The sequence below is a fragment of the Acetobacter senegalensis genome (genome assembly GCF_001580995.1).
Taxonomy (GTDB): domain Bacteria; phylum Pseudomonadota; class Alphaproteobacteria; order Acetobacterales; family Acetobacteraceae; genus Acetobacter; species Acetobacter senegalensis.
Window position 1 is genome coordinate 1 of record NZ_LHZU01000084.1, and the last position, 16081, is coordinate 16081.

General features: G+C 61.6%; 12 protein-coding genes. 2 read left to right on the top strand and 10 right to left on the bottom strand.

All coding sequences use genetic code 11. The features are described 5' to 3' along the window. The 10 genes from AD948_RS01720 to gltX all read right to left on the bottom strand — a co-directional run. Window positions 1-763, bottom strand: a 763-nt coding sequence (locus AD948_RS01720; RefSeq protein WP_061470411.1) for an outer membrane protein, incomplete at its 3' end; no start/stop codon positions are given. Between the two features lie 218 nt (window positions 764-981). Continuing rightward, a complete protein-coding gene (locus AD948_RS01725) occupies window positions 982-1305 on the bottom strand; it encodes a DUF1491 family protein (protein ID WP_248845882.1) in 324 nt (107 codons plus the stop codon). Beyond that, the gene (locus AD948_RS01730; RefSeq protein ID WP_061470412.1) at window positions 1302-3137 is read right to left on the bottom strand and encodes a S41 family peptidase; all 1836 of its coding nucleotides are present in this window, start codon (window positions 3135-3137) and stop codon (window positions 1302-1304) included. The genes AD948_RS01725 and AD948_RS01730 overlap by 4 nt, the downstream gene beginning before the upstream one ends. Next, a complete protein-coding gene (locus AD948_RS01735; RefSeq protein ID WP_061470413.1) occupies window positions 3127-5451 on the bottom strand; it encodes an RNB domain-containing ribonuclease in 2325 nt (774 codons plus the stop codon). Before AD948_RS01735 ends, AD948_RS01730 begins: the two co-directional genes overlap by 11 nt. A gap of 6 nt (window positions 5452-5457) precedes the next feature. Then, the gene (gene topA / locus AD948_RS01740) at window positions 5458-8154 is read right to left on the bottom strand and encodes a type I DNA topoisomerase (protein WP_006558567.1); all 2697 of its coding nucleotides are present in this window, start codon (window positions 8152-8154) and stop codon (window positions 5458-5460) included. 32 nt (window positions 8155-8186) lie between these two features. Beyond that, on the bottom strand, window positions 8187-9404 hold the full coding sequence (gene dprA / locus AD948_RS01745) for a DNA-processing protein DprA (RefSeq protein ID WP_061470414.1): 1218 nt from the start codon (window positions 9402-9404) through the stop codon (window positions 8187-8189). Window positions 9405-9414: 10 nt separating this feature from the next. Further along, a complete protein-coding gene (gene plsY, locus AD948_RS01750; RefSeq protein WP_081473560.1) occupies window positions 9415-10056 on the bottom strand; it encodes a glycerol-3-phosphate 1-O-acyltransferase PlsY in 642 nt (213 codons plus the stop codon). Continuing rightward, the gene (locus AD948_RS01755) at window positions 10056-11348 is read right to left on the bottom strand and encodes a dihydroorotase (RefSeq protein WP_061470415.1); all 1293 of its coding nucleotides are present in this window, start codon (window positions 11346-11348) and stop codon (window positions 10056-10058) included. Before AD948_RS01755 ends, plsY begins: the two co-directional genes overlap by 1 nt. After that, window positions 11345-12286 carry an aspartate carbamoyltransferase catalytic subunit gene (locus tag AD948_RS01760; protein ID WP_006558571.1) on the bottom strand — a complete coding sequence of 314 codons (942 nt, stop codon included), beginning with the start codon at window positions 12284-12286 and terminating at the stop codon, window positions 11345-11347. Before AD948_RS01760 ends, AD948_RS01755 begins: the two co-directional genes overlap by 4 nt. Then, window positions 12279-13685, bottom strand: a complete 1407-nt coding sequence (gltX, locus tag AD948_RS01765; protein ID WP_061470416.1) for a glutamate--tRNA ligase — start codon at window positions 13683-13685, stop codon at window positions 12279-12281. Before gltX ends, AD948_RS01760 begins: the two co-directional genes overlap by 8 nt. Here gltX and AD948_RS18000 point away from each other — a divergent pair. Both AD948_RS18000 and AD948_RS01770 read left to right on the top strand, forming a co-directional pair. After that, window positions 13684-13842 carry a hypothetical protein gene (locus tag AD948_RS18000; protein ID WP_156105407.1) on the top strand — a complete coding sequence of 53 codons (159 nt, stop codon included), beginning with the start codon at window positions 13684-13686 and terminating at the stop codon, window positions 13840-13842. The genes gltX and AD948_RS18000 overlap by 2 nt on opposite strands. Continuing rightward, a complete protein-coding gene (locus tag AD948_RS01770) occupies window positions 13839-16061 on the top strand; it encodes a ComEC/Rec2 family competence protein (RefSeq protein ID WP_082782250.1) in 2223 nt (740 codons plus the stop codon). The genes AD948_RS18000 and AD948_RS01770 overlap by 4 nt, the downstream gene beginning before the upstream one ends. Window positions 16062-16081 lie beyond the last annotated feature (20 nt).

Genomic DNA, 16081 nt, shown 5'->3' on the forward strand with positions numbered 1-16081 from the left:
GCGGCGGGGGAGGCGGTGCGGGGTTGAATTCGTACCGCAGGCCCAGCATCAGCGAGTGATTGAAATCGGTTTTCGTATCACGGTTGCCACTGGCAAAACTGTAAGACTTGCTCTGGTTGGCGCCGCCAATGGTGCCCCATGCCGTTGCACCATGAGACTGCGGGCCAAGCATGGTCCAGAAGCGATATTCAGCCGTAAAGGAAAGCCCGACAACCCAGGGGGTGGGGAAGGCCAGACCAAAAATGCCCTGATACGCAAAATTGCCGAACGTGCCGCCAATATGCTGGTTGAACTGGTTGCCCGGTGCGGTCACGGTGGTGTTCAGATGGGTCCAGCCATAACCGATGCCTGCGCCAAAATACGGGAACAGCCACGGCTTGCCGATATCCATGTCAAACAGGGCGTTGGCCATCACACCGTAGGTTTCACGGCGACCATCAGCACGGCTGTTCAATGTGTTGGTGACAAAGCGTGAATACGCCATGGAGCGGTAATCCCCCTCCACCTCAACGCGGAATCCGTTGCCCAGCCCATAACCAAGGGACCCGATTCCGGTGCCGCCGGTATGCCAGCGGTCTCGCCCGTCCGGGAACATGGGGGATGTTCTGACGCGTTGATCCTGGTTGAAGGTCGCTCCGCCTTCACCTGCAATATACAGCCCCTGCACGGGCTGAGCCATTGCCGGGGCGGCAAACAGCAGGAAGCCAGCGACAAGCGGCGCAGAAAGCAGTGATTGCGCGAGGAGGCCTTGGCGCAGCTTCATGTTCTTCTCCCTGCTGTGGCACTGTTTCCGCAGTGACCGGGCATCACGATATTGGTGCGTATAAAGCACATATGCCTGCCTTCTTTGCTGTAAACTTGCGTTGTGTGCAACAGGCAGGGACGGCAGATTTCAAAAACACAGGGGTTTTGTGTGTCATCTGGCCGGTCTGCGTGTGACATAAGTCACACATCTTCAGGTTATTTCAAACCAGAGTTGCTTCAAATGGAGGTCTGAATCCGGGGGGCTTCAAGTTCCAGCACCCACAGATCCGGATCAAAACGTGTCTGGCGTTCAATATAGCTGGCTGTTTCTTCTGGCGTGAGCGGTGTTTCACCTGATGCACGAAGCCAGGCGGCCTCGCCTTCTGCTGTTCTTGTCTGGCTGAGAACAACAGTAGAGCCGTCCCGTTCCAGAAGAAGGACTAAAATACTTCCGGCATCCGGGTCTCCCTTACGCAGCAGCATGGCAGAGCGTCCATCCTGCGCACTTTGCCGCAGAATGGCCCGCGCAATAAAATCAGAACGCAGACGGGGGCTGGTCATTCCCGCACCGGGCTTGGCAGGGCGGCAGGGTCATCCGGTATGGCGGACAGGGCCGTCGCGTACCATGCTTTGTTTTCCAGCACGGAACGCGCAACAGTCATGTCCCGATCGCTGCCCAGTGCAGCAGGGCACGCTTTGCGGATAGCCAGAATGCGCGAGACCGGCAGCGGAAACCGCGCCGCGCGGGAAGCCTGCACGGCGGGCTGGTTATCAAGCTGGCCATGGGCAAGGTCATGCATCTGGCGTGCGCTGTCCGCTTCACCCAGACTGGTGCAAAGCTGCGGCATCACGCCCAGCCCCTGCAAGGGCCAGTGCAGCGGCGCGATCACGCGGCTCCATGTCACAAACAGTTCCCCTTCATCAGGCAACTGGGCCACGGTCTGCACCAGCCCTTTGCCCAGCGTGGAACTGCCAATCACCACCGCTCTCTTGTGGTCGGCCAGGGCGGCGGCGAGAATCTCGGCAGCACTTGCTGTCCGGCCGTCCACCAGAATGGCAATGGGCAGGCCGTTCGTCATGTCTCCACCCTGAACAGCCCAGATATGATTGGCCTGTGCGTCCCGCCCATCGGTGACGGCCGCCACGCCACGGTCCAGCAGCAGCGCGGCAGCGGTCACGGCCTGTTGCAGCACGCCCCCCCGGTTGCCGCGCAGATCAATGATCAGCCCTTTCAAGCCCGGGTCCTGCGTGGCCTGATCCAGATACTGGCTCATCTCCTCTGCCGTGTCGGAGGAAAAAGATGTGACTCGCAATACCACCAGAGATCCACTGGCAAAGGCAAAGACCGTTTCCGGCGGAACTTTGGCGCGACGGAGCACCACGGTGTGGCCGCGCCGTTGACCGGGGGAGAGCAGCCGCAAGGTCACGCGGGAGTCTTCTTCTCCCCGTAGCCAGTTGGTAACGGTCTCGACCGATTGTCCGGCCGTCAGCCGGTTATTGACTGCCAGAAGCTTGTCCCCGGTATCTACTTCCGCAGACCATGCCGGGCCGTTGGCATTGACGGCGGAAATCACGATATCCCGCCCTTTGCGGGTCAGAGTGACGCCGGCATCAGCCTCCCCCCCCACGCGGGCTTCCCGATCCGTGCTGGCGGAGGAGGGGCCTATATAGCGGGAGTATGGGTCAAGATGGTTGAACAGTTCGTCAAAAAACGCCTGCACCAGTTCTTCCCGCGTGGCGGTGCGCACGCCATCTGAGTGCTCACGGGCTGCGGCTAGAAAATCAACCGCAAGCTGGGCCCACCCCTCGTCATTCTGGGGGGCTGGGGTGGCACGTGTGAGCAGAGGCGTTTGTCCCGCCAGCAGGCGGATGTCGGCTCCACGGGAATCGATCGCCAATGTGGGGTCAAGCGCTGTCAGACTGCCAAGCCCCCACAGGGTAAAATCCCGGCTGGAGTGCTGCTCAAGCGTGCGGGGGCCGAGGAATTCCAGTGCGGTTGCAATCACGGAATGCACAAGCGCCATATCAAGCGGGGGTGCTGCCGGTGCAGGTGGCGCGGTTTCCGGCAACGCGGCCGAAGTCTGCTCTGGCGCGGTGGCGGTTCCTGTCGTGCCTTCCACTGAGGATTCCGACGGCTGAGGCTGTGTGTCCGCTGTTTTTGTAACGGAACCGGAGGGCGCTTCCGGAGCCACGTTGGCGGTAGCAGACGCAGATGTGGCTTGCGCTTTCTGTGCGTCCGGCTGCGCGGAAGGGAGCGTGTCCGGCCGTCCTGCGGGGCTGCCCGTCTGTGCCTTAAGCGGCATGGGTTGGCAGACCAGCAATGTAGCAATCAGGACACAGGGCAGCACCCGCCGTATGGGTGGCACAAGGCGTAAGGCAGCTTCAGCGCGCATTGCGGGCAAGAGCCAGATCAAGCGTGCCTTGCGCCGGATTGGTTGAGATCAGGACAACAGACAGCACAGTACCCACCTGAAGCGTGGCTTCCGGGTTCAGGTTTGTGCGGGGGGTAGGCGAGTCGTCATTCATCCGTAATTCATCCGGCAAGGCGCTTGAAAAAAGGAAAGACGGAGTTCCGGTTTTCGTCAATGTCACGGCAACGCCGGTCCGTGTTGTTCCGGTCACACAGGCCCGCAGGGTTTGGCCAATGAAAGGCCGCAGGAAGAGCGCTGCCAGCCTATTATAGCATGCTTGTGTGGCAGAAGAAGCACGGCGCTCGGCAAGATGCAGGTGCCCGGCCAGAGCATGCATGGTGCTGGGCGAGAGCGTGGCTGATTCGCCACGGCTCTCCAACGTGCGGTCAGACGGCATCAGTGTCGCCAGCAGGGCACGGTGGTTCACCAGATCCGCATACCGGCGGATGGGGCTGGTGAAATGCGTATAACAGGCAAGCTGCAATCCATCATGCCAGGCCGGGCGGGGCGCATAACGCGCCATCTGGCGTCCTTGCTGCGTGGGGGAAGGTGCTGCCGGATGGACACGGAACAGGCCCGGAGCCGTGTGGCGATCCAGTTCTTCTGCGGCAAAGCGGTTGGCGGCAATCATGAAGCTGGCAACAAGATCATGCGCGGGCAGCCGCTGGCGTGGGGTGAAGGCGGTCGGGTGCCCAGAGGCATCCAGCGTGACCACAAACTCTTCTTCCCCCGTTCTGTCTGCCGGGTGAGGGGGCTGCGCCTGTTGCAGGGCATGGGCGGCAGCCATCAGGGTGGGCAGCAGGTCCGGTGGCAGCGCGGCCCAAGGTGTATCTGGCTTGGAGGCCGGGGGCTCAGGGGCCTCGCTTTGACTCTGTGGAGAAGACCCGAGTGCCTCCTGCACAGCCTGATAGGTCAGGCGCGCTGCGCTGCGCATCAGCCCGCGCCCGAAACGACCTGATACCCGTTGCCCATCGGCAGTGATGTGCAGGTCAATATAGACACACAGCCTGTCTTCCCCCGGTTTGAGCGAACACACACCGGCGGAAAGCGCCAAGGGCAACATGGGCACAACCTGCCCCGGCAGATAAACGGAATTGCCCCGGTTTCTGGCGTCCTGATCCAGCGCTGAGCTGGGGCGGACATAATGGGCGACATCGGCAATGGCGATGAGAAGATGGAAGCCGTCAGTGGTGCGTTCTGCCCAGATGGCATCGTCAAAATCTTCGGCAGTGGCCTCATCAATGGTGACAAGAGGAATGGTGCGAAGGTCCCGGCGTACAACAGGGTGACCAGAAAGCTTGCGTGGGAGCGCGCGCCCAGAGGACATTATGTCGGTGTCGGTGTCGGTGTCGGTGTCGGTGTCGGTGTCGGTGTCGAGGGGGAGGGCTTCTGCGTCAATCGGGAGGGTTGCCAGATGACGGGCTTCTGCCTCTGCTTCGGGTGAGAACACAGTAGGCATGGGATGCGTGAGAAGCGCGAGGCGGGCCGCCATTCCCGGTGCATCGACTGGCCCAAGAACGGTGCGGATGGCGGCTTTAGGTGGTTTTCCGGGTTGGTGGGGAACGAGTTCGGCCAGAACCACAGTTTCCGGTGAGAGAGGCCCCGAATCTGCGTAAAGAACCTGACCGAATCGGCGGTCGCAGGGAACGAGGGCGATAGACCGCCGGGCAGGCCCCACTTCGGCGGGCTCCAGGCTGGCAGCAGACTGATCTTCCTTTGCGTTGCCCTCAGGAAGAATTATGCGGTTTTCAGATGCATCGTTCACAGTCGCGCCAGTCGGCGACGTGCTTGGAAAAGACGACTTAGAGAGTTCTCTTTCAGGAGAAACATCTGGCTGCACGGTGGCAGGAAAGAGGCGCGGGGCAGCAGAAAGCAGCCGCAGAGGCCGGCCTTCCCGTCTTCCCCGGAGGGAGAGGCGGGGCCGCAGGCGGGCGACCACTTCGTCACCCGGCAAAAGCAAGGTGCCATCTGGTAATGTTGAGACCAGCAGAAGGGAGACTGCGGGCTCATCCGGCAGGTGAGCGTAAGCCTGTCCGTCTGATCTCAGGCGGGTTATTTTTGCCCTGACGGTTTCGGGTAGACCTGTGACGCCTTTCAGGCGACCCGGTGGCAGGCAGGCTAGATCACCCGCCAGCGCCATATCATGCAGCGTTGCACGGAGGGCCGCCTTCAGGCGCGCAGGCAGGTCAAGCGCCCGTAGAATGTCCGTAGGCCCTACGGGAGCATTGTCTGCCTCCAGAAACTGGCGAATGACCTCATGCCCGGGCAGGGCCGAGGCCCCGATGCCCTTGGGCATGATGGGCTACTCCGCCTTTTTCTTCCGTGTGGTGGTGGCGCGTGGTTTTTTGGGCGCTGCTTTCTTCTCCTTGGCAGGAGCAGCCTCACCCTCAGCAGTTTTTGCTGTCTTTTTGGTGGCGGTTTTTTTCGGTGCGGCCTTGGTGGTGCTTTTGGCTGCGGTTTTCTTCTTGGCCGCTCCCCCTTTGGCTTTCAGGGGTTTGCCTTTTTCAGCCAGCAACGCCACTGCCTCATCCAGCGTAACGGCGTCCATATCCGTGCCACGGGGAAGGGTCGCAACAATCTGGCCATGCTGCACATAGGGGCCAAACCGGCCCTTACGCACCATAACGGGTTCCTGATCCTTGGGGTGGTTGCCCAGCGTACGGATGGAGGCCAGTTTTTTGGCCAGCGCATCCACAGCCCGGTTCAGGCCAATGGTCAGAACATCATCGTCCTTATCCAGAGACCCATAGACCGCGCCCATTTTCACAAACGGGCCAAAGCGGCCCAGTCCGGCCTGAATGGGTTCTCCTGTTTCAGGATGAATGCCAACCAGACGTGGTAGCGAGAGCAAGCCCACGGCCTGATCAAGCGTGATCTTTTCTCCATCCAGCCCTTTGGGCAGGGAAGCACGTTTGGGTTTGGCTTTCTTGTCCTCCGGGTCTGGTTCACCCTGCTGCACATACAGGCCCCATGGGCCCTGACGCACGGTGATATCCTCACCCGTTTCGGGGTGTTGACCCAGAACGCGCATACCGTCCTTCAGCGCGCTGCTGCCGTCACCGTCTTCTGCACTGTCAGCAGAAAGGCGGCGGGTGTACTGGCACTCAGGATAGTTGGAGCAGCCAATGAACGCGCCATAACGGCCCAGCTTCAGCCCAAGCCGCCCCGTGCCGCAGGCCGTGCAGTGGCGTGGGTCAGACCCGTCCGGGCGCGGCGGGAAGAAGAACGGCCCAAGATCCTGATCCAGTGCGTTCAGCACATCAGTGATGGTCAGTTCCTTGGTGTCATCTACCGCCTTGGAGAAATCGTGCCAGAAGGAGGCCAGAACCTGCTTCCATTCCGCACGGCCGCCAGAAATATCATCCAGCAGTTCTTCAAGGCTGGCGGTGAACTTGGTGTCCACATAGCGTTCAAAGAACGAGACAAGGAACGCCGTAACCAGCCGCCCGCGGGCTTCCGGCACAAAGCGCCGGTTTTCCAGCGTGACGTAATTGCGGTCACGCAGCACGGTAAGAATGGAAGCGTAAGTGGAAGGGCGGCCAATGCCGATTTCTTCCATTTTCTTGACCAGTGAGGCTTCCGAGAAACGCGGCGGCGGCTGCGTGAAATGCTGATCGGCCTTTACATCCTCACGCTTGAGCGGGTCACGCTCCTGCATGGGGGGCAGCATCCGAGATTCGTCATCCGCCGGTTTGTCACTGTCATCCCGCCCTTCCGTATAAAGGCGCAGGAAGCCATCAAACGTGATGATGGAGCCATTGGCGCGCAGCACGGTTTTGCCGGAGGGGCCTGCAATATCCACCGCAACCTGATCAAGGGCTGCGGATTCCATCTGGCTGGCCACCGCGCGTTTCCAGATCAATTCATACAGACGGCGCTGGTCCTGCGTCAGGTGGGAGGCAACGGAGGACGGTGTACGGAAGACATCCGTCGGGCGGATGGCTTCATGCGCTTCCTGCGCGTTTTTGGCTTTGGATGTGTAATGGCGCGGTTGGGCCGGAACGTAGTTTTCACCAATATGCTTGCCAATGTGGGAGCGAATGGCCCCGATGGCTTCTCCAGCCATCTGCACACCATCGGTTCGCATATAGGTGATCAGACCAACGGTTTCTCCGCCCAGATCAATGCCTTCATAAAGCTGCTGGGCCGTGCGCATGGTGACCTGCGCCCCCATGCCCAGCTTGCGGGAGGCTTCCTGCTGCAAGGTGGAGGTGGTGAAAGGCGGCTGCGGATTGCGCCGCACCTTCCGCCGCTCAACAGATTTGACGGAAAGGTTTTCCGCTTCCACAGCCTTGCGGGCAGCTTCGGCCAGTTCGGCGTTGGCCAGATCAAACTGGTCAAGCTTCTTGCCGTCCAGATGTGTCAGCCGGGCTGTAAATGGTGCGCCAGAAGGCGTGGTGAGGGATGCGGTAACGGTCCAGTATTCACGCGGCTGGAAAACTTCAATTTCCGCCTCACGCTCGCAGATCAGCCGCAGGGCGACGGACTGCACGCGGCCCGCACTGCGGGAGCCCGGTAGCTTGCGCCACAGTACGGGAGAAAGCGTGAACCCCACCAGATAATCCAGCGCGCGGCGGGCCAGATAGGCTTCGATCAACGGGAAATCGAGCTCACGCGGGTGCGCCATAGCGTATTTGATGGCGCTTTTGGTGATCTCGTTGAAGGTGACGCGCTGCACCTCCACCCCTTTCAGGGCTTTCTTTTCTTCCAGCATGGACCGGACGTGCCAGGAAATAGCCTCGCCTTCACGGTCCGGGTCAGTGGCCAGATAGAGGTGTTTGGCGCCCCGCAAAGCCTTGATGATGGCGGCAACCTGCTTGGTGCCACGCTCATCAGACTGCCAGGACATGGCAAAGCCTTCGTCCGGGCGTACGGAACCATCTTTGGGCGGCAAATCGCGTACATGCCCAAAGGAGGCCAGCACGGTGTAGCCATCGCCAAGATATTTGTTGATCGTTTTCGCCTTTGCGGGCGACTCGACCACCACAACGTCAGTCATACTCTCTCCGACCTGCCGGAAGCAGCACTTGATCAGCCGTCTTTTCCATGCGGTGCTGCCAGAACAATCCGCCCACCGGGGAGGGAGTCTACGCAGCCGGAAAGCTCAAGTTCCGTGAGCACGGTCAAGACAGTGGAAGCTGAGAACTGGCAGTGCCTAACAAGATCGTCAACCGGTATGGGCGTAAAGGAGAGAAGATCAAGCACTTTTTCCCGCACGTTTTCGGGGCTGACTGGTGCCCCGTCGGAGCGTTCTGCTGGTGTGGGAAGATGCAGGGAAAATGCGCTTTGAACGGCGGATTTGTTCTGGTTTTGTGCAGTTGATCCCTTTTTTGCACTCCCCTCCTGCACCAGGTCGGGTTGCGTGGGGAAGAGGGGAGGGTTTTTTTCAGGGCATGCAGGAATGGCGGGCAGATTGGGCAGGATATCCGCTACGCTTTCGGTCAGAATGGCACCTTGGCGCAGCAGATTGTTGCTGCCTCGGCAGCGCGAATCAAGCGGTGAGCCGGGCACGGCAAACAGTTCGCGGCCGTAATCCACCACCAGCCGGGCAGTAATCAAAGTGCCGGAATGAGGCGCAGCCTCCACCACAACACAGCCTAGCCCCAGCCCAGCAATCAGGCGGTTGCGGCGTGGAAAATGGCGGGCCGTGGGCGTGGTGCCTAAAGGCGCTTCTGTAACCAGCACGCCTTTTTCTGCAATTTCAGCATGAAGGGTGGCATTTTCACGCGGGTAGGGGCAGTCCAGCCCACCCGCAATGGCGGCAATGGTCAGACCGTGCCGGTGCAACGCCCCCATATGGGCCGCACGATCTATGCCGCGCGCTAATCCGGAAATAACCACCAGCCCAGCTTCAGCCAGTTCCGTGGCCAGACTTTCCGCGAGTCTGACGCCGTGGGCCGAGGCATTTCGTGCGCCCACCAACCCCACCCCCGGTTTGCTCAGGCAGGAGGCATCTCCCAACACACTGATAACAGGCGGTGCATCAGGACAGGCGCGCAGCAAGGGAGGGTAGGTGGCATCGAGCAGAGTCAGAAACTGGCCCCCTATTTTCAGGGTGGCGTCTATTTCCGCCTCAATTTGCGCGGGTGATGGAGGGATAAGTTGAGTGCGCCCGTTGCGGGCGGGCAGATGCGGCAGGGCGTCCAGCGCTGCTTCCGGGGTTTGGTAGCGCTCCACCAGCCGCCGCCATGTGCGCGGCCCCACCGAATCGGTCCGGGCCAGGCGCAGGCAGGCGGCCAGGGAGGTCATACGCGCGCCGTCATTTCTGTTTTGGCGCAACCCGTGGTTCGGTGCCGTTCAGGATACGGCCAATGTTGGCGTGATGCCGCGCCAGCACCAGAATGCTGATCAGCAACGTGGCCATGGGCTTGGGGGATGCCTGAAAGCTGAACCCATAAAGCGCCCAGTTTACCACCGGCATGACAATAAAGGCGGCAATGGCTCCGGCAGAGGAAATGCGGGTAAGCCGTGCAACGCCCAGCCACGCAGCGCAACCCGCCAGCCCCGTGAGCGGAGAAAGGGCGAGCATGGCGCCCAGCCCGGTTGCGACGCCCTTGCCCCCCTTGAACCCAAGGAAAATGGGATAGCAATGGCCGACAACCACCGCCAATGCGGTGACGGAGGTAATGCGGTCTGCAAAGTCTGGCGGGGTCATGATCCATGCGATCAGAACCGCCAGAAGCCCCTTGGCGGCATCCAACCCCAGCGTGGCGGCGGCAAGGTCCTTGCGGCCTGTGCGCAGCACGTTGGTGGCCCCGATATTGCCAGACCCGATTTTGCGCAGATCCCCCGCGCCGGCCAGATTGGTCAGGATTAGCCCAAAGGGAACGCTTCCCAGCACGTACCCTAGGAAAGCCATGGCGGCCATAAGCCACAGCGCGTAGGACGGCAGGGTTTCCATCATGCGCTGGTAGCCTCATACACGCGGCGCCCGGCTTTCCATGTGCCGAGAACACGGCCTTCCAGTGGGCGACCATCGAACGGTGTGTTCTGGGCCCGGCCCGGCAATTTACCCGCTTCCACCAGCCAGCTTTGTTCCGGTGCAAACAGGCACAGATCAGCTGCGGCCCCTTTGGCGAGGGTGCCAGCCGAGGTGCCAAGCAGAGCGGCAGGCTTGTGGGTCAGAAGGGCAATGGCTTGCGGCAGGGTGAGCGTGCCGTCATGAACGCGGGCCAGCGTCACACCGAGCAGGGTTACCATGCCGGTGCCACCTGTTGCGGCCTGCGCAAAAGGCAACCGTTTATCGTCGGCGTCGCGCGGCAGATGGTCGGACGCTATGGCGTCAATGGTGCCATCGGCCAACGCAGCGCAGATTGCCAAACGGTCTTCTTCCGCCCGCAGAGGGGGCGAGAACTTGGCGTAGGTGCGGAAGTCACCAATCGCGTTTTCGTTCAGGTCAAAATAAGGAGGAGCGGTGTCACACGTCACATTCAGGCCGCGTGCCTTGGCCTGACGGATCAGGTTTACGCCTTCCCCGGTCGAGACATGGCCGAAATGTAACCGCCCACCTGTTAGTTCCGCCAGACGGATATCACGGGCAATCATGATGGCTTCCGCCACCGGCGGGATACCGGGCAGACCAAGGCGGGTGGCCAGTTCTCCCGCCGTGGCGCAGCCGGAACCGGCCAGAGAAGGCTCTTCCGGGTGCTGCACCACCATGGCTCCGAACCCGCCAGCATAAGACAGCGCCAGCCGCATCAGTTTGGCGGGGTCTATGGCACGCGCGCCATCGGTAAAGGCCACGGCTCCGGCCTCATGCAGCAGGCCGATTTCCGCCAGTTCCTGCCCCTTGCAGCCTTTGGTCAGCGCGCCATAGGGCAGAATGGTAATGGCGCCGGTTTCCTCCCCACGGGTGCGGAGCAGGCGCACCAGCGCGGGGTTATCAATGGCGGGTTCGCAGGTTGGCAGAATGGCAATGGTGGTGATGCCGCCAGCCGAGGCCGCACGGGCGGCAGAGGCGATGGTTTCACGGTATTCATGGCCCGGTTCACCAATTTCAACGCGCATGTCCACAAGGCCGGGGCACAGAACCGCGCCCTGACCATTGATAACCTGCGCTTCTTCAGGTGTGCCTTCGGCTCCGGCTTTGTCCGTGGCGTCAACTACGCCATTGCGGACCAGCAGGCGGCCGGGTTCATCCAGCCCGGAGGAAGGGTCCAGAAGGCGGACGTTTTCAAAAAGAAGGGTGCTCATGCGGAGTGCCTGCTGCGGGTCAGCCGATCAAGCACGGCCATACGTACGGCCACGCCCATTTCAACCTGTTCCTGAATCACGCTCTGGTCTGAATCAGCCACCTGACTGTCAATTTCCACACCCCGGTTCATGGGGCCGGGGTGCATGACCAGTGCCTTGGGTTTGGCCAGCGCCAGCCGCCGGTTATCCAGCCCGTAGAAGCGGAAATATTCACGCGCGCTGGGAATAAGGCCGGAAGACATGCGTTCGCGTTGCAGGCGTAGCATCATCACCACGTCCACATCGCGCAGGCCTTCTTCCATGGTGTGGAAAATATCCACACCCAGATGGCGGATGGCCCCCGGCACCAAAGTAGGTGGGCCGACCACGCGCACACGGCTGCCCATGGTGGTGAGCAGATGGATATTGGAGCGCGCCACGCGGGAATGGGCGACATCGCCGCAGATGGCTACCGTCAGCCCAGCCAGATGGCCGCAATGACGGCGGATGGTCAGGGCATCCAGCAATGCCTGTGTAGGGTGCTCGTGCGTGCCATCACCCGCGTTTACCACACATGCTTCCACCTTCTGCGCCAGCAGGGCCGGTGCGCCCGACTGTGCATGCCGTACCACCAGCAGATCCGCCTGCATGGCGTTGAGGGTGGCCGCAGTGTCCAGCAGTGTTTCGCCCTTGTTTACGGAAGACTGCGCCACGGACATGTTGATCACATCCGCGCCCAGCCGCTTGCCCGCAAGCTCAAAGGAGGTACGGGTGCGGGTGCTGTCTTCAAAAAACAGGTTGATCAGCGTGCGGCCCCGCAGCACATCGCGCGGGACCTTGCGGGAGCGGTTCAGCAGGGCATAGCTTTCGGCCAGATCAAGCAACGGCTCGATCTGATTGGGCGTCATGCCTTCCAGTCCGAGCAGATGCTGTGTGTGACGGCCGGAAAAGCTAGCCATTGAGCACGGCTCCGATACGGGCCAGCGTTTCATCCTTGCCAAGGGCAAAGAGGGTCGCGTCGATCCCCGGTGAGGTGTTGGATCCGGTTACGGCAGCGCGGAGCGGCTGCGCAACCTGCCCCAGCTTATGGCCTTCACGCTCGGCAAAGCGGCGCAGGGCGGCGTCAATTTCTTCCGGGGTGAAGTCCGGCACGGCGGCCAGTTCACGCGCCAGACCATCCAGAATGGTGCGGGCTTCCGGTGTCAGCAGTTTCTCCGCCTTGGCGTTGAAGGGCAGCGGCACATGGCGGCCAAGGAAGGCGGCACTGTCCGCCAGTTCAACCAGCGTACGGGCGCGTTCCTTCAGGCCGGGCATCAGGGCCAGCACACGGGCGCGGGTGGTGTCGTCCGTTGCAACGCCGTCCACAGCTTTCAGGCGGTCCATCACATCATTGGTCAGGCGGTCATCATCGGCCTGACGCAGCCATACGGCGTTGATGTGCAGCAGCTTGGCGTAATCCATGCGGGAAGGGGAGCGACCGACGCCGTCCAGATCAAACAGCTTGATCTGTTCTTCACGGGAGAGGATTTCCGCATCGCCATGGCCCCAGCCCAGACGCAGCAGGTAGTTGCACAGGGCTTCCGGTAGATAGCCTTCATCGCGGAATTCCACCACGGACTGCGCGCCGTGCCGTTTGGACAGCTTGGCTCCATCCGGCCCATGAATAAGCGGCAGATGGGCAAAGCGGGGCAGATCCCAGCCCATGGCGCGGTAGATCATGGCCTGACGGAAGGTATTGGTCAGATGGTCATCGCCACGAATTACGTGCGTGATGTCCATGTCATGATCATCTACCACCACGGCATGCTGGTAGGTGGGGGTGCCGTCGGAGCGCAGGATGATCATGTCATCCAGTTCCGCATTGGCAACGCGCACTTCGCCCTGCACCAGATCTTCAATCACGGTTTCCCCTTCACGCGGGGCCTTGATGCGCACGGCGTAGGGGGCTCCGGCTGGAGCTTCTGAGGGATCACGGTCACGCCACATGCCATTATAGCGTGGGGGTTTGCCATTTTTCATGGCGTCCTCACGCATCTGCTTCAGCTCTTCAGGCGTGCAGTAGCATTTGTAGGCGAGGCCTTTTTCCAGTAGCTCCAGCGCCACTTCCGTATGGCGTGGCTGGCGGGTGGACTGGAAAACGGGTTCTTCATCCGCCGTAATGCCCATCCAGGCCAGCCCGTCAAAAATAACGTCTACTGCCTGTTGGGTGGAACGCTCACGGTCGGTATCCTCGATACGCAGGAGGAACTCGCCGCCGTGATGACGGGCAAAGAGAAAATTGAACAGGGCCGCGCGGGCGTTGCCGATATGCAGCAGGCCTGTCGGACTCGGGGCAAAACGTGTGCGGATTTTCGTCATGAGGCGCTTCCTTATCACGCACGGGCGCGGGGAGCCATATGGTCTTGAGCGTTCCGGTGCGTCAGTCTGCGCACGTGGCCTGCCCGGAGGGTGCATGGCTGTTCCGGGTGCTGGCTTCATGCCGCACAGGGCACTGATGCCGGATGCTCCGTTTTGAAGGAGGGCTCCCTGCGCGAAATAATCGTGTTCCTCAAAAGTGATCTTCTTACCGCCGTGACGGCCCTTTTGCTGGCGGAGCAGAGGCGGCTGGTGCTGTGGGTGCCTGTTGGCATGGCGCTGGGCGTAGCGGGGTATTTCGGGTTGCGGCAGGAGCCTTCCGTATGGGGTGGGGTCGCTTTGCCCATGCTCTGCATTGGGGCGGCTTTGTTGGGGCTGTGGCGCGGCTGGCAGAGTGTGTGGGGGCGCATAGTGGCGGGTGGCTGCCTCGCGGTTGCTGTGGGGTTTCTGGCGGCATGGCTTTCAACGCATCGGCATTCGCCCATGCCGGAACTGCCGCGTCGGGCTGTGGAGATAACGGGCACGGTGCAGAGTATGGCCGCAGTAGCGGGGCGGGATGGCGCTGTGCCTGGCCGCATGGTTGTGCTGGCGAACGCCCGGTTCGAGACCCCGCTGGATGCGGACATGCTGGCCCTGAAGCGTACCCTGCGCGTGAAACTGAAGCCCGACGATATGGGGGATCTGGCCCCCGGTGATGAAGTGTGGGTGCGGGTCATGCTGATGCCGCCGCCGTTTCCTGCATTCCCCGGCGGGAGAGACCTTCAGCGGGAAGCATGGTTTGCCAACAGCGCCGGGTATGGCCGGGCTTTGAATCCGGTTGAGCGTCTCAGCATATCCTCTCGGCAGAGAGGCTGGATTGTCACGGTTCTCGAACCTTTGCGGGAAACGCTGGATACCCGTATTCGTGCGGTGCTGCCGGGAGCCGTGGGAGCGGTGGCCTCCACCGTGCTGACGGGAGAAAGCGCCAGTGTGCCGCGCGCGGTGCGGGAGGATTTTGCAGCGTCTGGTCTGGCGCATCTTCTGGCTGTGGCCGGGCTGCATCTAGGCTTGGTGATGGGCTTGCTGATGGGGCTTTTCCGGCTTGGGTTCGCCCTGTGGGAATGGGCCGCCCTGCGTTGGCCCTGCAAGGCACTGTCCGCTTTGCTGGCGTTGGTGGGCGGGGCCGGATACGCCATGCTGACCGGGCTGCATCTGCCCGTCATCCGCAGTTTGATCATGGCGTCAATCGCTGTGCTGGGCATAGCGGTGGGCAGGCGCGTTGTGTCTATGCGAGGGCTGGCTTTGGCCGCCACGCTTCTGCTGCTGATCATGCCGGAGGAACTGCTGGGCGTGGCGTTCCAGATGTCCTTCGCTGCCGTTATGGCGCTTGTTGCCGGTTATGAGGCTCTGGGGCCATGGTTTGCCGCGTATCGGGCGCGGGCAACGGGGATGGTGCACTGGCTGGTATGTCATCTCATCGCGCTGGCGCTCACCAGCCTGCTGGCCGGGCTGGCAACGTTGCCCATCGTTATGGCGCATTTTGGTCAGATCCAGCCCTTTTTTGTGCTCGCCAATTTGCTGGCCGTGCCCCTGATGGCGGTGTGGATCATGCCGCTCGGGCTGCTGGCCCTGCTGCTGATGCCGCTTCATCTGGAAGCGATGGCACTGACGCCCATGGGGTGGGGAATAGACCTGGTGCTTTCCATGGCGCATGGGGTTGCCCAGTTGCCTGCCGCACGGGTGAGTGTGCCGCACATGCCCACATGGGGGCTTGGGGTCGTGTTGCTGGGGCTCTGCTGGCTGTGTTTATGGCGGCAGCGCTGGCGATTGTGGGGCGTGGTGCCTGTAGCGCTAGGCATGCTGTCCCCATTATTGCTGGTTCAGCCGGATGTTCTGATCAGCCCGGACGGTGGGCTGATGGCGGTGCGGGATGGCGGCCATCTGCTGGTTGCTGGTCGTTCGCGGGATTCTGCGGCTGTGCAGGCTGCATGGGCGCAGGCTTTTGCGCGTGTGCCTGAACCGTTTCCTGTAAAAGGGCAGACGCCTGATGGTGTGCTCAGTTGTGGGGAAGATGGAGATCCGGATATCTGTTTTGTCAGCAAAAACGGGCGAATGGCGTTGCTGCGGGTCGTGGATAAAACCGATGGCATGGCGCGTCTGCCTGACGCTCTGTGCGCTGACATGGATGTCGTGATCAGCAGCGCGCCCCTGCGCGACTCCTGCCCCAATGCGCGCAGGTTGGATCGCTTCTCCGCATGGCGGGAAGGAGCGCAGGCTGTATATCTGGAAAAGCAGGGCGTGCGCGTCGTGACAGATCGCGCCGTGCGCGGCGCGCGCCCTTGGGTGATGAAACCCGGAGGGCACGGCATGCCCAACCTGCCCCTTGCGCCTTCTGAATAAGGGGAGGAGGGGCGCAAGGG

Excerpts from the sequence above, each read along its gene's own strand:
- AD948_RS01725 (WP_248845882.1), bottom strand. The coding sequence starts at position 1,305 with ATGACCAGCCCCCGTCTGCGTTCTGATTTTATTGCGCGGGCCATTCTG.
- AD948_RS01730 (WP_061470412.1), bottom strand. The coding sequence starts at position 3,137 with ATGCGCGCTGAAGCTGCCTTACGCCTTGTGCCACCCATACGGCGGGTG.
- AD948_RS01735 (WP_061470413.1), bottom strand. The coding sequence starts at position 5,451 with ATGCCCAAGGGCATCGGGGCCTCGGCCCTGCCCGGGCATGAGGTCATT.
- topA (WP_006558567.1), bottom strand. The coding sequence starts at position 8,154 with ATGACTGACGTTGTGGTGGTCGAGTCGCCCGCAAAGGCGAAAACGATC.
- dprA (WP_061470414.1), bottom strand. The coding sequence starts at position 9,404 with ATGACCTCCCTGGCCGCCTGCCTGCGCCTGGCCCGGACCGATTCGGTG.
- plsY (WP_081473560.1), bottom strand. The coding sequence starts at position 10,056 with ATGGAAACCCTGCCGTCCTACGCGCTGTGGCTTATGGCCGCCATGGCT.
- AD948_RS01755 (WP_061470415.1), bottom strand. The coding sequence starts at position 11,348 with ATGAGCACCCTTCTTTTTGAAAACGTCCGCCTTCTGGACCCTTCCTCC.
- AD948_RS01760 (WP_006558571.1), bottom strand. The coding sequence starts at position 12,286 with ATGGCTAGCTTTTCCGGCCGTCACACACAGCATCTGCTCGGACTGGAA.
- AD948_RS18000 (WP_156105407.1), top strand. The coding sequence starts at position 13,684 with ATGAGGCGCTTCCTTATCACGCACGGGCGCGGGGAGCCATATGGTCTT.
- gltX (WP_061470416.1), bottom strand. The coding sequence starts at position 13,685 with ATGACGAAAATCCGCACACGTTTTGCCCCGAGTCCGACAGGCCTGCTG.